The organism is Alcaligenes sp. RM2 (assembly GCF_052931795.1).
In genome coordinates this window covers 15046-29451 of record NZ_JBRFIO010000007.1, presented here as the reverse complement: position 1 = coordinate 29451, position 14406 = coordinate 15046, and the positions used below count along the sequence as shown (strand labels likewise).

Annotated in this window: 13 protein-coding genes and 1 tRNA gene; 6 read left to right on the top strand and 8 right to left on the bottom strand. The window is 54.0% G+C overall.

The genetic code is table 11. The features are described from left to right. Positions 1–315: 315 nt before the first annotated feature. The 3 genes from ACU6HM_RS17665 (at position 316) to ACU6HM_RS17655 (ending at position 3296) form a co-directional block, all read left to right on the top strand. On the top strand, positions 316–1260 hold the full coding sequence (locus ACU6HM_RS17665; RefSeq protein ID WP_021446810.1) for an NUDIX hydrolase: 945 nt from the start codon (positions 316–318) through the stop codon (positions 1258–1260). Positions 1261–1354: 94 nt separating this feature from the next. Next, positions 1355–2254: a carboxylating nicotinate-nucleotide diphosphorylase gene (nadC, locus tag ACU6HM_RS17660; protein ID WP_250756960.1), complete on the top strand. Its 900-nt coding sequence runs from the start codon at positions 1355–1357 to the stop codon at positions 2252–2254. A 22-nt stretch (positions 2255–2276) separates the two neighbouring features. After that, positions 2277–3296 (top strand): tripartite tricarboxylate transporter substrate binding protein, encoded by a 1020-nt coding sequence (locus ACU6HM_RS17655; RefSeq protein ID WP_446764164.1) that lies wholly within the window; start codon positions 2277–2279, stop codon positions 3294–3296. 276 nt (positions 3297–3572) lie between these two features. Here ACU6HM_RS17655 and ACU6HM_RS17650 read toward each other — a convergent pair whose 3' ends face one another. The 4 genes from ACU6HM_RS17650 to ACU6HM_RS17635 form a co-directional block, all read right to left on the bottom strand. Then, positions 3573–3845, bottom strand: a complete 273-nt coding sequence (locus ACU6HM_RS17650) for a hypothetical protein (RefSeq protein ID WP_009458345.1) — start codon at positions 3843–3845, stop codon at positions 3573–3575. Positions 3846–4115: 270 nt separating this feature from the next. Next, positions 4116–4658: a (2Fe-2S)-binding protein gene (locus tag ACU6HM_RS17645; RefSeq protein WP_009458347.1), complete on the bottom strand. Its 543-nt coding sequence runs from the start codon at positions 4656–4658 to the stop codon at positions 4116–4118. Further along, complete coding sequence (locus tag ACU6HM_RS17640) at positions 4655–7474, bottom strand: xanthine dehydrogenase family protein molybdopterin-binding subunit (protein WP_446764149.1); 2820 nt, start codon at positions 7472–7474, stop codon at positions 4655–4657. The genes ACU6HM_RS17645 and ACU6HM_RS17640 overlap by 4 nt, the downstream gene beginning before the upstream one ends. Before the next feature lie 515 nt (positions 7475–7989). Then, the gene (locus tag ACU6HM_RS17635; protein WP_035269147.1) at positions 7990–9393 is read right to left on the bottom strand and encodes a GntP family permease; all 1404 of its coding nucleotides are present in this window, start codon (positions 9391–9393) and stop codon (positions 7990–7992) included. A 316-nt stretch (positions 9394–9709) separates the two neighbouring features. Here ACU6HM_RS17635 and ACU6HM_RS17630 point away from each other — a divergent pair. After that, a tRNA-Met gene (locus ACU6HM_RS17630) sits at positions 9710–9786 on the top strand. 38 nt (positions 9787–9824) lie between these two features. Here the strand turns inward: ACU6HM_RS17630 and ACU6HM_RS17625 are convergent. Continuing rightward, positions 9825–10472 carry a site-specific integrase gene (locus ACU6HM_RS17625; RefSeq protein WP_250756963.1) on the bottom strand — a complete coding sequence of 216 codons (648 nt, stop codon included), beginning with the start codon at positions 10470–10472 and terminating at the stop codon, positions 9825–9827. Positions 10473–10886: 414 nt separating this feature from the next. Between ACU6HM_RS17625 and ACU6HM_RS17620 the strand changes: the two genes are divergently transcribed. Further along, positions 10887–11231 carry a hypothetical protein gene (locus ACU6HM_RS17620; RefSeq protein ID WP_446764148.1) on the top strand — a complete coding sequence of 115 codons (345 nt, stop codon included), beginning with the start codon at positions 10887–10889 and terminating at the stop codon, positions 11229–11231. Positions 11232–11246: 15 nt separating this feature from the next. On the opposite strand, the gene ACU6HM_RS17615 is transcribed toward ACU6HM_RS17620, so the two are convergent. From ACU6HM_RS17615 to ACU6HM_RS17605, 3 genes are all read right to left on the bottom strand, one after another. Beyond that, positions 11247–11666: a BON domain-containing protein gene (locus tag ACU6HM_RS17615; RefSeq protein WP_446764147.1), complete on the bottom strand. Its 420-nt coding sequence runs from the start codon at positions 11664–11666 to the stop codon at positions 11247–11249. Positions 11667–13213: 1547 nt separating this feature from the next. After that, a complete protein-coding gene (locus ACU6HM_RS17610) occupies positions 13214–13366 on the bottom strand; it encodes a hypothetical protein (RefSeq protein WP_446764146.1) in 153 nt (50 codons plus the stop codon). A gap of 78 nt (positions 13367–13444) precedes the next feature. Then, complete coding sequence (locus tag ACU6HM_RS17605; RefSeq protein ID WP_254499543.1) at positions 13445–13669, bottom strand: hypothetical protein; 225 nt, start codon at positions 13667–13669, stop codon at positions 13445–13447. A gap of 249 nt (positions 13670–13918) precedes the next feature. On the opposite strand from ACU6HM_RS17605, the gene ACU6HM_RS17600 reads away from it, so the two are divergent. Further along, positions 13919–14197 carry a hypothetical protein gene (locus ACU6HM_RS17600; protein ID WP_254499542.1) on the top strand — a complete coding sequence of 93 codons (279 nt, stop codon included), beginning with the start codon at positions 13919–13921 and terminating at the stop codon, positions 14195–14197. The last annotated feature ends 209 nt before the right edge of the window (positions 14198–14406 follow it).

Sequence of the window (14406 nt, the reverse complement as noted above, 5' to 3'; positions counted from 1 at the left end):
TCCGTGATCGACCTGAATTGTCAGAAACCTTCTATTTTTGCGAATGGCGGAGCAGAACAAAGCGTGAAACTGTTGTCTGATCCGGCCTCTGACTGAGCGCTTGCTTGTCATTTATGGCAAACACATACAGTTCAAACGCTTAACGGCAGGCAGGCGAATTTCTTTAGGCTTAGATGTTCATGGGTCATAATTTGAGCATCTGAAAATAAGGTACCCACTGTAATTTCGGATAGCGTCCCTGCCGCCCGCCGGAGCAGGGCGGGCCTCGCTTATAATCCGCCAGATGCGCGCTGGCGCGATTCAGAAGGAGAATATGTGATCGATACGCAGGAACCTGTAGTCAGTGCTGAGCTGGTGGCTGTTTTAGTGGCTGTCACCGATGGTGAGCCTCGTGTCTTGACCACGGATGCCGGGCAGGCCTTGCCCGCCGGACCGTTTCAGCACACGCACCGTTCTTTGCAAACGGGGCTGCGCGATTGGGTGGAAACCCAAACCCATCACCCGGTGGGGTATGTGGAGCAGCTGTATACCTTTGCAGACAGGGATCGTTTTGACGCGCAGGGCACGCGTATTGTGTCGGTCAGCTATGTCGGGCTGACGCGTGAAGTTGGCCAGCCGGATGTAGCCCAGGTGATCTGGCAGGACTGCTACCGTTACTTCCCGTGGGAAGACCGACGCGATGGTGCACCGGACATTATTCAGAAAACCATCGTGCCTGCCTTGCTGGACTGGTGCGAGCAGGACGAATCCTTGCGGGCCTTGCGCCGCCAGCGCGTCAATTACAGTTTTGGCCTGGAAGGGGCGATCTGGAACGAGGACTTTGTTTTGCAGCGTTACGAGCTGCTGTATGAAGCGGGCTTGTTGCCCGAGTCCTGTCGCCGTCGCCAGCGTGAACAGCAAGAGCTGGGCAAGCATTACGAGCTGGGTCTGGGCATGCGTCACGATCATCGCCGTATTCTGGCCACTGGCTTGGCACGTCTACGCGCCAAAATCAAATACCGTCCTGTTGTGTTTGAACTGATGCCGCCAGAATTCACCTTGCTGCAATTGCAGCAGGCCGTGGAAGCCTTGGCAGGGCGGGGACTGCATAAGCAGAACTTTCGCCGTTTGATTGAACAGCAAGCCCTGGTGGAAGAAACCGGCGCCATGAGTGTGGGTGGTTCAGGCCGACCCGCCAAATTGTTTCGCTTTCGTGGAGACGTTTTGTTTGAACGGGCCATCTCGGGCAGTAAATTGCCGCTGGCAAAACAAGCGCGTTAAAAAGCGGGCCTATGGCTTGACAGTGCTTATGCTCAGGAATAGCATAAATGCACCGTGCCATTAGGCCTTATTTTTAGCGATTTAAATACTCATAATGAGCATAATTAACGCCTCCGAGCCGACAGCGCAAGCTGCAGAGACACGAGCTCACCGTATTCCTTCCTTGCCCGACGTCATCCTGGAACCCTTGGTGCGCGCCACCTTGCAAGAAGACTTGGGTCGCGCTGGTGATCTGACGACGGATTCTATCGTTCCCGCAGCAACGCGCACGCAAATGCGCCTGGTGGCCCGCGAGGAAGGTGTGTTGGCTGGCCTGGATCTGGCTCGTCTGGCCTTTACCTTGCTGGACCCTACGCTGCGCTTCGAGGCCCAACTGCAAGATGGCGATGTCCTGACTCCGGGGGCGCAGATTGCGGTCATTAGCGGCTCGGCCCGTTCCATGCTGACGGCAGAGCGCTGCGCCTTGAATTTCCTGGGGCATTTAAGTGGCGTGGCATCGGCAACTGCCTCCATTGCCCGCGCGATTGCGCCCTACGGCACGAAAGTCACTTGCACCCGTAAAACCATGCCCGGTCTGCGCGCTGTGCAGAAATACGCAGTTCGAGTCGGGGGCGGCAGCAACCATCGCTTTGGTCTGGATGACGCGGTACTGATCAAAGACAACCACATCGCCGTTGCCGGGGGCGTCAAAGCCGCGGTGGAAGCAGCCCGTGCCTATATTGGTCATCTGGTTTGCATTGAGGTGGAAGTCGATACTCTGGAGCAGCTGGATGAAGTGCTGGAACTGGGTGTGGACAGCATTCTTCTGGACAATATGGACACCCCAACCTTGACCGAGGCCGTGGCCCGCGTCGCAGGCCGAGCCAAAACAGAAGCCTCTGGCCGTATCACTCCTGAAACAGCCGTAGAAATAGCCCGTTGCGGTGTAGACCGAATCGCAGTGGGCTGGATTACGCACAGTGCACGTGTACTGGATATTGGTCTGGACGCTTGAGTAGAGAAACGTGTTGGCTGTCATGGCGGGTTTTCAGGTGGGTAAGCGGGCGGCAGCAGCCGCCTTGCTGGGCTTGGTGGCGCTAGGCTTGGGTAATCCAGCGGCGCAGGCAAGGGAGGTGGCAGCCGAGCAGGCTGTGAAATATCCCCTCAAGCCGATTACCGTGATCGTCACCTTTCCGCCTGGCGGCGGGACCGACTTGCTGGCCCGCAAACTGGGCCCCAGGCTGGAAAGAGCGCTGGGCCAACCCGTTATTATCGACAACCGACCTGGTGCCAGCGGCAATATTGGTGCGCGGGCGGTAGCTTATGCTCGCGCTGACGGCTACACCTTGCTGATGGCCAATAGCTCTTTCGCTATCAATCCTGGCGTATTTCGTAACCTGGGCTTCAAACCCAAAGAAGACTTTGCGCCGATTGCGAATATAGGATTTGTGCCCTCCGTGATCGTGACCGGACACGGCTCGGATATTCAGAATCTGGAACAAGTTCTGGAGCAGCAGTCCGAACCGGCCTTGGCTTATGCGTCCTGCGGAAATGGCACTCCTCAGCATCTGGCCGGAGAGATGCTCTATGACTTGCGAGGCACGGCCTTGCTGCATATCCCGTATCGCGGCTGCGGCCCCGCTTTGAACGATGTGGTCGCGGGCCAGGTGCCTTTAGGCATTGTGACCTTGTCCAGCGCGGCTACCTTGATCGAGTCCGGACACTTGCGCGCCCTGGCCGTCACCTCTGCCCAACGCAGCCCCGTTCTGCCTAAAGTGCCAACCGTGGCTGAAGTCAGTCATAGTGATTTCGAGCTGGACCAATGGCACGGCCTGTTGGCCCCGTCTCACACGCCTGAACACATTATCAATACGCTGAACCGCGTCGTGCAAAAAGCCCTGACGGACCCGGCCATGCAATCGCAGTTGTTGGCATTGGGTTATACGCCGCAAGAAGGCAATGAATCAGCACAAGCCAGTGGCTTCAAGGCCATGATCTGGAGCGACATCGACCGATTTGGGGCCTTGGCCTACAAGATTGGTTTGCAGGTGGATTAGGGCGGGTAGGGCCCTGCTTTGCGGACTGGTTGACTCCTGGAACGCCAGCGACGGGTTTTCCTCTGATAATGTTCCGGCATCCGAATGCATCAGATCATGCGGCAATATGCCCAGTTTCTATATGAATCTTATTGGTCCCTCAGACAGTTTGAGGCCCAGGCAGCGGTTTGGGCTTACCTGGGCCAATATCTATAGAGAGGCGAGGGGCCGATAGCTGAGCTTGTGTCTGTCTAACAGTCAGTCGATTGTGAACTGACAGACAAGCCCAGCTTCTATTTAGAAGAAGCTGTCTTCACTGGGCGCCTCAGGAACAGGCTGGGTCGCAAACCAGTGTTTTTCCAGTAGCAGGGTATGCGTCAAACCATCCTTGCTGCAGTTGGAATCGATCTCGATCTGGCCGCGCTGGCTGCCGCCCGCATTGAAATTATCGGCCTCTACTTCGGCAGCGGCGATATAAGCCTGCAGGTTCAGATCAGGCTGACCACGATCCAGAACAAACTGACGAATCGCTTCAGTGCCTAACTCGTTAAGGGTGTAGGTGTAGTTCATGGTGTGCTCCTGATAGAGGGCCTTGAGAATATGCGGCCATAGATCCAAATCCTAGCACAGGGTAAAAGGAGCCGTGTGCATCGAGGCACTGTACTGCGCGATGTTAGCCCTCCATCTAGCTAACCATGTGACACGAGCAGACAGATGGCGTTGCAACGGAAGGCGTACTGTCGAGTACTCGAACGCCTCGATACCAGCGTGGCTGAGCCCAGAGTTTTGCCGTGCAGTTGCCAGGGGATCACCAGCTAGATCCCCCGCAGCCTTTGTGACTTAACTGACCATGCCTGGAGTGGCGAGAATCAGATCCCTCATTGCTTGGTGGTAACGGACATAGCCCGTACAGCGGCAGATATGGTTTTGTAAACCTTCCGATACTTTGGCTTCAACTTGTTCACGTGAAACGGGCTGCTTTTGCAGGGACTCGTACAGCACAATTCCCGCATTTACAAAGCCGGGGGTGCAGTAACCACACTGAAAGGCAAAGTGCTCCAAAAAGGCTTGTTGTACAGGGTGCAGTTGCGTGACCTTGTCCTGTGCATCCCGCTGGGCATGGGCCTCGATCGTGCGTATTTTTTTGCCCTCAAAGTAACTGGCTGGTGTGATGCACGTTTGTATCTCTTCGCTACGTCCGTCCGGGTGATCCACGATGACAACACAAGCATGGCAAATCCCCATTCCGCAGCCCAAATGCGTGCCGGTCAGCCCTGCATGCTCATGCAGAAAGTCGATCATGGGCAGATCTGGGCTGACGTCCATTGTTTGCAAGTCCACCCGATTAATGTTGAGGTGTAAGGTCTTAGTGGGGCTGCTCATGCCAAGCGCTCCTTGATTTTTTCTGCGGTCACAGGCAGTTCACGAAAGAACTGTCCTGTAGCGTGGTTAACACCGCTGACAGCGGCAGCAATGATGGGGATCATCACCACTTCGGCAATTCCCTTGGGAGAGTCCGTCTCGGAAATCTGGTCCAGTAGTTCGAAACTGGTGTTCCAGACGGCCACATCCTTGGCGCGAGGTAGGCGATAGCGGTGAAAATTCCAGGAGCCATCGCCGGGGCCACCTTCGTGCAGCGGTAGATCCTCGAACCAGGCCTGACCCAATCCCATGGCTAACCCCCCCTCGGCCTGACTCATGACTAGTTGGGGCACGATGGGCTTGCCGCAGTCGATCCACGTATGTGCTGACAATAAGGTCTGTTCACCACTTTTGCTGTCGATCTCCACTTCCGTTAACACGCCAACGGCGGAGTAATACAGGTAACCGCCTCGACGACGTGACACAGGCGGGTAGCTGATATTGCGACGCTCCAGTCGCTGATAGCCATTACGCGCCTTGGCCTGTTCGGTCTTGGTGCCTGCTCCATGGCGCAGTGCCAGCCCATCCAGCGGTAGTCGCAGGTTTTGGCCAGCTACCTCAAAGTCGGCCTCGGCCCACTGGTAGCGGTTAAACGCATGCAGCACAACACCGGTAACCAATTCCAGCTCGTGGGCGCGCTTGGCCAGTTGTGGCAGCGTGAGGGGTTCCAGACCTCCGGTGCTGAGCAGGCCATCGTCGGTCCAGCTGGCGTCTTCAGGGCGTACGGTCAAGGGGGCGATTTGACCACCACCGTAACCTTCCCCCCAGATGGACAGGGCGGCTGGCCATAGTCCATACAGAAACAGCAAGCGAGCCGCTTCCGAGGTGCCGTGAGAACCAAAGTAGGAGGAGCTGCTGGCGTAGGAGCCGGAGGATAGAACCGGTGTCCAGCGTGGATTGGTTTGATGTTTGTCTTGATCAGGCTGTTTTAAGGTGTAGGGGTTGTGAGTAGCCTGCATATCCAGCTCGGGCCAGTCAAGATGTGAAGCCTTTACCGTGTGGGCAGCGCGGCCAACCCACTTGGCACAGATCACTGCTTGGGACGTTGCCGAGCCCGTACCAATTTCTACCGTAGAGGTGCGAAGGTGGACTTGCCCTTGCTCATCAATTTCGATACCAGAATGGTCTCCTTGCGCGCCGGTGCCATAGTTTTTCATAACGCAGGCAAAGCCCACGCCATACAGCTTGCCTGGGTTACTGGCTTCAAACTCTTTCTTTTTCTTGTCCCGCCCGGTCCACAATGGATGTTGATGTGCTTTTTCTAAAATCTCCCTGGCACGCAGGGAGCCCGCCGGAATCCCTCCTTCCATATTTTTCTGACCGCTGCGCATGACGTTCTTGAGGCGTAATTCGATGGGGTCCATGTTCAGGCGAGCGGCTGCTTCGTCCAACATCAGTTCCATGGCAGTCATGGTCTGTCCCTTGCCATAACCACGCATGGAGCCGGCCTCCACCGCGCGCGAGGCCAGTGCAATTCCCCAGGAGTCGCTCTTGGGCAGATAGTAAATACCCTGTGCGCTTTGTGCACCGCCTGTGGTGACCGCCCAGCTGCACGTAGCCCTGCCTCCACCGTCCGTTATGCTAAAGCTCTGGTACTGCATGATCTTGCCGCTCTTTCTGTCGATAGCAATGCGGTTGTTCATGCGGTTGGAGTGTCGTTTTTGACCAGCTTGAAACTGCTCAAAGCGGTCATTGGCTAGCCGTACGGGCATATTGTCTGCAAACAGGGCAGCAACAACTCCGTAGTGGTTGAAAGCGCTGTGCTCCTTGACCCCGTAACCTGTGGCCGTACAGGGGTGGACAATGATGTTCTCCAAACCAAATTGGGATGCGGCCACTATGCCCGCAGCTTCTGCACCATCCGCCCCCGGGGTTTGGGAGCCGACCACCATTTGCAGCTCTTTGTTTTTGTTGTCATACCAGCAATTGATGCACTCCGGTTCTAAAGGGGCGCCGTCGATCGATTGGGAGTAGTACTCACCATCGAACACGAGCCAGTCATCAGGCGCTTGGTCGAAACGTTCTTGCATCGCTTCGCTCAAGGCGATGGCCTTCGCTGTATTGGTGTTTCCCTTGCTGGACGGCCATACAGGTGAGTTTCCCTGAATTTTTTCCGGAAACACGACTCCGTCCTTCATGCTGGAGAATATATCGTCGGCCCCTGGAGTATCGCCCTCCACACGGATATAGCGTGCCCCACCATAGGCATCTATTTCCCTGAAGCCTGTCTTGTCTCCATACTTCAGCACGGCGGATCTCTTGCTGGCATTTTTAGCGCGGCGGTAGCGATCAAAGTCTTTGTAGATCAAGATGGCGACCGGGTGCCCTAAAAAGCGTGCCGTCTTACCGGTGGCCAGTAGCATCTCGTCGTTGTAGTAGTCAGGCAGTTCCAGTTGTGCCTTGGCGAGGTCCTGGGCCTGGATCAATATATCGGGCTGTAGGTCGGCACCTAGCGCTTCCAGGTCCAGGCCGATGTAACGATGATCAGCTTGAGCGGCGCGCAGGATAAAGGCGTGAGCCTGATGCTCTGGCCAACCGGGCATATCTTTGGCGCGAATGTCACGTACAAAAAATTTGCTGCCGGTGACTTGTCGCGTACCGTCAATCTTGAAGGGTACTTGTCGCTCTACGCTATTCCAGGGCGTAGGGCGGGAGTCGTGTTCTCCCAGAAGTGTGGCCTGTGCTGCCTTGGGTATAAAAGGCGCCATATAAATGGATACGCCGGATACGACACTAAACTTCAGGAACTGTCGCCGATTAAAAGGCGCTGTGCTCATGCAGGACCTCCGGATAATAAAAGATACGTCGCGATATTGAGAGCAACATTCCGCCTTCAGATGCGTAGTCGTACAGCATCGTTGAGCGTGGCTGATGATGGGGACGTGTCAGAACCCGAAGTTGGGCTTTTGGCCAAATTTCATATGTGTGTCTCCGAATCTTCGTATCAGGTAGGACCTCGCCTCGCCTTTTTTGTAGATGGCGTAGCGGGACCTGATTATTTTTAGTTAGCTGGCTAGCTTCATAGGCATGAAGCATTTCTGATAGTGGCGGAGAATATCTGAAAATAGCGTGATAATGGTTATATTGTTTATGTTATGTTGATTTTTATTGTTGTAAATCAGTTGCTTATGGAAGCGCTTGTTGTTGCTGGTGTTTCTACTTAGGCAGGTTTAAATGGTTCTTGGGTGTGGTTTTAAAGTCCTGACTCTACGGTCCTGGTGTGTCGGCTGTCTCCATGTGGACTAAAAAGCCAGCCCGATGGGCTGGCTCGATGCACTGATAAGAAGAAAATCTAGAAGCTGCCAAAAATCGTACCCAACGTAATCACGGTGATCAGCGCAAAGATAGGAGCAGCCATTGTCACCATGGCGATATTGCCATAGGACTGACGGTGGTTCAGCTTGCAGATGGACAGCAAGGTAATGATCGCGCCGCAATGGGGCAGGGTATCCAGACCGCCCGCTGCCATCACCGCCACTCGGTGCAGCAGTTCAGGGCTGATGCCAGCTTGCTGAGCCATCGCCAAATAATCCGAACCCAACGTCTGCAAGGCAATACTCAAACCACCTGAAGACGAGCCTGTAATCCCGGCCAATGTCGTCATGGCGACTGCTTCAGAAATAAGCGGATTACCCGGAGCCACGTTCAACACAAAGTCCCGAATAATCGCAAAGCCTGCCAGGCTGGCAATCACCGCACCGTAACCGACTTCAGACGCGGTATTGAACAAAGGCAGCATAAAACCGAACACGCCTTTGTTGATGCTTTCCCGCAGGCTCTTCCAGTGACCCAGACGGCTGATGATCAGCACCAGGTTTGCGGTAATCAAGGCAATAATCAGTGCCCACAGACCCGTAATCTTGGCAGGATCAACCTGAGGGAAGCGCTCGGCCATGAACTCGAAGTTCGTGCCGGGGAAAATCCCATAAGTGAACAAGGCATTGACGCCAATCACCAGAATCAGCGGCAAGATAGCCAGGAAGATAGGCATGGGTTTCTGACCATGCGTACTGTGATCGTCGCTGGCATCAAAATGATCCTGACCGTGGTCGCCATAGCCTTCGCCATTCGCAATAGCTTTGCGCGCACGCGACTGCAGCCACCACAAGCCACCCAAAGCCATGATCAAACCACCAATAATCCCCAGCCCCGGTGCAGCAAACACGTTAGTGCCGTAATAAGGAATAGGAATCGCGTTCTGAATGGCAGGCGTGCCAGGCAGAGCCGTCATGGTGAAGGTAAAGGAGCCCAAAGCAATCGACGCGGGAATCAGACGCTTGGGGATGCCTGCGGCGCGAAACAGATCCTTGGCGATCGGATAGATGGCAAAGGCCACCACGAACAAGGACACCCCACCATAAGTCAGTACGCCGCACACCATCACAATGGTGGCAATAGCATGACGATGTCCCAGCTTGCGTGTAATCCACTGAGCAATCGCCTGAGCCGCACCGGAGTCCGCCATCAACTGACCAAACAAGGCACCTAACAAGAAGATGGGCAAGAACTGAAGCACATAGCCGCTAAGCGCGCTCATGAAGGTGGATGTGTAGATGGGCAACAAAAACCCGGAGTCCCCCGAGAGCAGCACAGCCAGGGCGGCCATCAAGGGAGCCAGCAACAGAACCGTCACCCCCCGATAAGCGAAGAACATCAGCAGCAAAAGCGAGACAACAATAGCAAGCGTACTGGCCATAAACAAAGTTCCTGTGGAAGGTCCGGATCACGGACGTCAGTCAATTAACAAGGACGGGTCAAACGCCAAGCAGGCAGTGTAGCAATAGGGAATGACAAACAGGCTTGATAGGGCGCAAGGGGGAGGAGTAGCAGGAAAAGGCCGGGTCGTTTACTTTTTGTATCATTTGGATGGGTGGCAGGAGCAGGCGTTGAAGAAGGGAAGCTCAATGAATACAAGGGCTTAGCGTTTTCATAGGAGAGAATTATCAAAAAGATGAAAAAAGATCGAGATAAGTGCTTGCTAAAAGACGAAACCTTGCTATAATTTCTTCTTCGGCGCATTAGCTCAGCAGGTTAGAGCGACGGAATCATAATCCGCAGGTCCCCTGTTCGAATCAGGGATGCGCCACCAGAATTATCCTTGTTTATCAAGGTTTTAAAGCCGCCTTCTTAGGCGGCTTTTTTCTTGCCTGCCGTTTGCTGTGACCTAAACGTGACGTGATTGGCGTACTGTGCCAGATGGCCTGCGTCCAGGTGGGCATACTTCTTCACCATGTCCAAAGTCTCCCAGCCACCCAGCTCTTTCAATACGAAGAGTGGGGTGCCATTCTGAACATGCCAGCTCGCCCAGGTGTGACGCAGATCGTGAAAGCGGAAGTCCCGTAGCCCAACCTCCTTCATTGCCGCAGTAAATGCTCTGCGGTCGATCTGCTCAATTTGCGACCCTGCCCATATTCGAGAGAACACCAGGCTTGCATGGGTTCCTATTCTGCGCTTAACCGCCTCCACGGCATGCTCGTTCAATGGGACTGCTCGTGCACGGCCCGACCTGGCCAAGTCATTCGTGACCCAGGCCAGACTCCTACCCAGATCCACCTTGTCCCAGGTTAGTGAGAATATTTCGGCAGCGCGGCAGTCCGTTGCCAACGCAAACTCGCAGGAGTCTCGCACCCAATTCAAACGGATAGCGTTCAGGAATTGATCGGCCTTTGCCTGGGTAAGCCAGTGAACGCGTACGGTTGCTTCTCTTGCTATCTGTAGCTTGGGTTTGCGGTCGATCCACCCAGCATCTGCCGCAAGAGACAAGATGCGTGTCATGCTTGCGAGATAGCGGTTCTGAGTCGCAGGGGTTAGTTTTGTTGCTGGCCCGCTTTCATATGTTATGTGCGTCGGCAGGCCATTCATTATGTCGTCAGTTGTTAAAGAGCAGATGGAGCGGCCGCGCACACAGTCTGAATGGATTGTGGGCGTAGTCAGCACGGTGGTGGCTTCGATCTTGGACGGTGCCGCTGTGATCTAGCAGTACGAGCTGCATCACTGGGCAAACAACTCAGTTGATCTGGTGGCCATGCTCGTCTGGGGCTTGCTGGCCCTTTTTTTTCGTCCGCAGAAAGTGGAGCAGGCCACACCAGAACCAGAGAAGGCTTCGCCGATACCGGGCCGGGCGTCGTTCAGGGTCCGCGCATCAGCCAAGCCGACGCCGACCAGCGCCTGCAGCGCCAGAGCGGCAAGGTGCTGCTGGGCCTGCTGGGGGGCCTGAACCTTGCCGCTCTGGCGCTGCTGCTGATCGGGCGGCGTCAGGGTAAGGCCCAGGCAGAGCAGAAACAAATAAAGGCAGATATGGCTGCCGTGGTGGGGGTATCAAGAGATGCAACTGAAACGATTGAGCGCCTGGATGAGATGCTGTGCGCGACCGTGCTCGCAAGCGGATGGGTGGCAGCGAAGGGCGATAGCTACTGCGCCGCCGCCCAGCGGCCTTTCCAGTGGCGCTCTGATGCTGAGATTGACGCCACGCCGATAAGAGTGTTGCGCTATGTGGAAACGGAGGCTGTAACTTGGGGGCGGCTGTGTTTTTGATCGGAGGAATGTCGATCAGTTGGCCTTCACTGTCAAGCCGGTGGCGTCAACCTTGCTCACGCCTTTGATGCTTTCCGCATCTGAAATTGCCTTCTGCAGTTGCTTGTCATCGGAAACTGCACCAGTGAGCTTAGTGACTCCATTTTTGGTTTCGACTGAAATGGTGTTGCCCTGCAGTTCTTTCTGGGCGGCTAGGCGGGCCTTTACCTGCTTTGTGATTTCTGCGTCAGATGTGTTTTGTTGAGTATCGGCCCCGCGGTTGTGTACCTCTTTAGCGTTTGCTTCTCCTGGGGTTTTCTCCTCAGCTGCTCCTTTCCCGGCTGTTGCAGAAAGGTCAGGGTGGGAGGGCCTGTCTTCTGCCATGGCACCGGCGCTTAACCCAAAGCTGAGTGCTGAGGCTGCCAATAGCTTAGAGATAGTTGTTGAGTTAGTCATTCTTTCACCTAATTTGGGCGAATTGGTTTCGTGGGTCTTTAAAAGGATGTTTCCGGTGGTAGGCTCATCTCTCTTAATTAAAGCGAACCGCACCTTTGCTTGTGCTGGCCGTCGACAGTATTGAAGGTTGAGGAGCTTGCCGATTGTCGTGAGTCAGAAAGGTGTTCAATGTACCTGACCATAACTTGAACCCTAAGCAGGCTTGCCATTTGTCCTGCTGATAAATCCAGTGCATGTGGCAGACTGTGCATTGGTAAAGACGCTGAATGCCAAACTGTCCAGAATCCTCTTTTGGGTTAAAGCCGTTATGTTGGGGTGGCCGCGATGTGCGGGGTTTGGAAAGTGGCAATGTCTGACACATGATGTACATGGTGCCGTGGTCTAGCTTTCCGATATATTGCTCCTTTGGTAAAGGTTGATACAGGTAACAGCTAAGCTCTAACTAGCTCGGGAAATACAAATCAATTCTCATTGCTTTTATTTCTTTCAGACTTTACGCTCAGACGGGTTTTTAAAATGCGCAAAAAGTTACGGATGTAAAGCAATGTGTGGAAAGAGTGCTTATATGGCTGTAGGGTAATTTGTGTTTGGAGCCTGGCACTTTATATTGCTCATCTGCTTGGTGGCGGGGTGCCAATCTTTAGGTTTTTGTGTTTATCAGCTTACGCGTGTGTGACATCTGGCAGGGGAAGAACATCTACTCGCGCAGCTGGGATTACTAAGCGGACGCGACAGTCTGGGACTGCTCGGACCGCGGTGGCTTGTTCAGCCTCACGCGGCTTTATTTTGCGTACTGGCTACCAGATGAAGATAAACAAGCTATTTATCGGTTTATCGCCTATCCTGTACTTATGTCCTAACATTTGTTGGGGCTGCCATTGACCAATGGAGGTCATAATGGACAAGAGAGGCAAACCGGCTAAGAAGCCAAGTACACGCAAGTCTGAGCTCACTCCGCCGCAAGTGGGTTGGCCAGCTCAGGCTCCTAATGCGGGGATCAAGCGCGCCAGTGCTGCCCATGATCACAAACCCACAGGAAGAGGGGCTGTACGGGGAAGATAAACCTCGAGACTTGAATCGCTATCCCATCCCGCTATAGAAAGGGCCTGCAATGACACATCATCGCAGGCCTTTTTGTTTTCAACTCTACACAGTGTACTAGCGTTGGAAATCCTGCTGCATACCCGGCCATAGCTTAAAGCCTAGGTAAGCGCCACAACGGTCGCGCTCATACAGCCACAATGTTTTGCAGTTGGAGCATTGGTATAAAGATTTTTGAGCTTCACCAGAGCCTTGCAAGCAAGGGCCGGCAACAGCCATAAATTCGTGCTTGAGGCTGATCGACCAGGATAAGGGTAACAGCTGGCACAGAGCACAGATTATGTGAACTTTGATAGGGCACCTTGTTCTCCTGAAGGGGCTCCAGGCATTAGCCAGGGTGATGAAAAGTTTTTATTGTTGTTGGAGTCGTCAGGGGGAGGGGCTGTCGCCGTAATGTTGGGCGGTCCCGTATTGCAGACTCGTTGGGGCGAGTCTGCGAAAGCTACTTATTTGCCTCTCGGCTGGTCCTGCGGAGCTTTGCCGTCTTTATTGCCATCCTTCTTGTCATCAGGATGCATGGCCGCTTTTCGATCAGGAGACGGTGATGGGTTTTGGGAAGGGGCTTGGGCTTTGTTCTGCGAGCTGCTTGTTTGTGCCATGAGAGACTCCAATAGGTGAATCCCAGCAGCAAATCAGGCGTGTTGAGGGCACTGCTTTGTGCTGGGATGCACTAACAGTTAGTTAAAAATGGATTGATCGTTTTGCGCTGGAGGAGGGGGGCGAGGTTTCTTGTCGCCGATGGGCTCATCGTTTGCAGGCAATGTCTGATCGTCTTCGTGGATCCGTTCGATTTCGACGGGGCGTTTGTCGCGGGGGTCCGGGATAGTGGGTTCGGCGGCCGAGAGAAGGGGGAAGCGAAGCAAGTTAACTTTTCTTCCAATGGACCGGAGATAGTGTGTCATAGGCACTCCTGCCATGACTGGCGGGATATTTCTCAGAGAGTCTGAGCGACAGCGCCAGTAGCGCCTTCAGGGTGTCAACGAGAAGGTCTAAGTTCATACTAGGCTGATCCTGGAAATACTCACCATGCTAATTTGTAAATCATTGTATTTTAAGGGGAATTCAGCCTGTGCGCTTTGCTTTAAATCTGCTTGCAAGGCTGAGGAGGTCTATACTGACAATTCGTTTAACCGCCGATTAGGGAGGGCGTCATGAATACAGAAGTCTCATCAGGCGGCGGGCAATGGGATGACGATGGCGGATCTCAATTGAAAGCCTTGGCAGTGGCACGAGCCGTGGATCAGCTAGATGAAGATGATCAGTTGATACTTGGTTTTTTAGGGGCGTCCTTATTGAGCTTATGGGATGATTTACCCGCCAGCGAGCAACAGAGGCTGTTGAATAGCCAGGCCATTAAAAGTGCATTTGATAAAGCAGAAATCAAAACTCGAATTCAGCGGCTGGAAGAACATTTCAAGTGGTTAAAGTAGTCGCTCGCCTGCTTAGGGGCGCTGTAGTCTGCCTTGCCTATTGTCAAGTGTGGGCAAAAAAAAAGCCCGCTCTAGGGCGGGCCTCTTTATCTGTGCTGTGACCGGAACGTGTCGTGAATAGCCAAAAAATGCCATAAAATGGCCAAAATCGGACTGTTGTGTGGTGTGTGATTGTCGCTGCAGTTTATTGTTTTTCAGATGAAGAAGCC

Excerpts from the sequence above, each read along its gene's own strand:
- nadC (WP_250756960.1), top strand. The coding sequence starts at position 1,355 with ATGAGCATAATTAACGCCTCCGAGCCGACAGCGCAAGCTGCAGAGACA.
- ACU6HM_RS17655 (WP_446764164.1), top strand. The coding sequence starts at position 2,277 with ATGGCGGGTTTTCAGGTGGGTAAGCGGGCGGCAGCAGCCGCCTTGCTG.
- ACU6HM_RS17650 (WP_009458345.1), bottom strand. The coding sequence starts at position 3,845 with ATGAACTACACCTACACCCTTAACGAGTTAGGCACTGAAGCGATTCGT.
- ACU6HM_RS17645 (WP_009458347.1), bottom strand. The coding sequence starts at position 4,658 with ATGAGCAGCCCCACTAAGACCTTACACCTCAACATTAATCGGGTGGAC.
- ACU6HM_RS17640 (WP_446764149.1), bottom strand. The coding sequence starts at position 7,474 with ATGAGCACAGCGCCTTTTAATCGGCGACAGTTCCTGAAGTTTAGTGTC.
- ACU6HM_RS17635 (WP_035269147.1), bottom strand. The coding sequence starts at position 9,393 with ATGGCCAGTACGCTTGCTATTGTTGTCTCGCTTTTGCTGCTGATGTTC.
- ACU6HM_RS17625 (WP_250756963.1), bottom strand. The coding sequence starts at position 10,472 with ATGACACGCATCTTGTCTCTTGCGGCAGATGCTGGGTGGATCGACCGC.
- ACU6HM_RS17615 (WP_446764147.1), bottom strand. The coding sequence starts at position 11,666 with ATGACTAACTCAACAACTATCTCTAAGCTATTGGCAGCCTCAGCACTC.
- ACU6HM_RS17610 (WP_446764146.1), bottom strand. The coding sequence starts at position 13,366 with ATGGCACAAACAAGCAGCTCGCAGAACAAAGCCCAAGCCCCTTCCCAA.
- ACU6HM_RS17605 (WP_254499543.1), bottom strand. The coding sequence starts at position 13,669 with ATGACACACTATCTCCGGTCCATTGGAAGAAAAGTTAACTTGCTTCGC.
- ACU6HM_RS17600 (WP_254499542.1), top strand. The coding sequence starts at position 13,919 with ATGAATACAGAAGTCTCATCAGGCGGCGGGCAATGGGATGACGATGGC.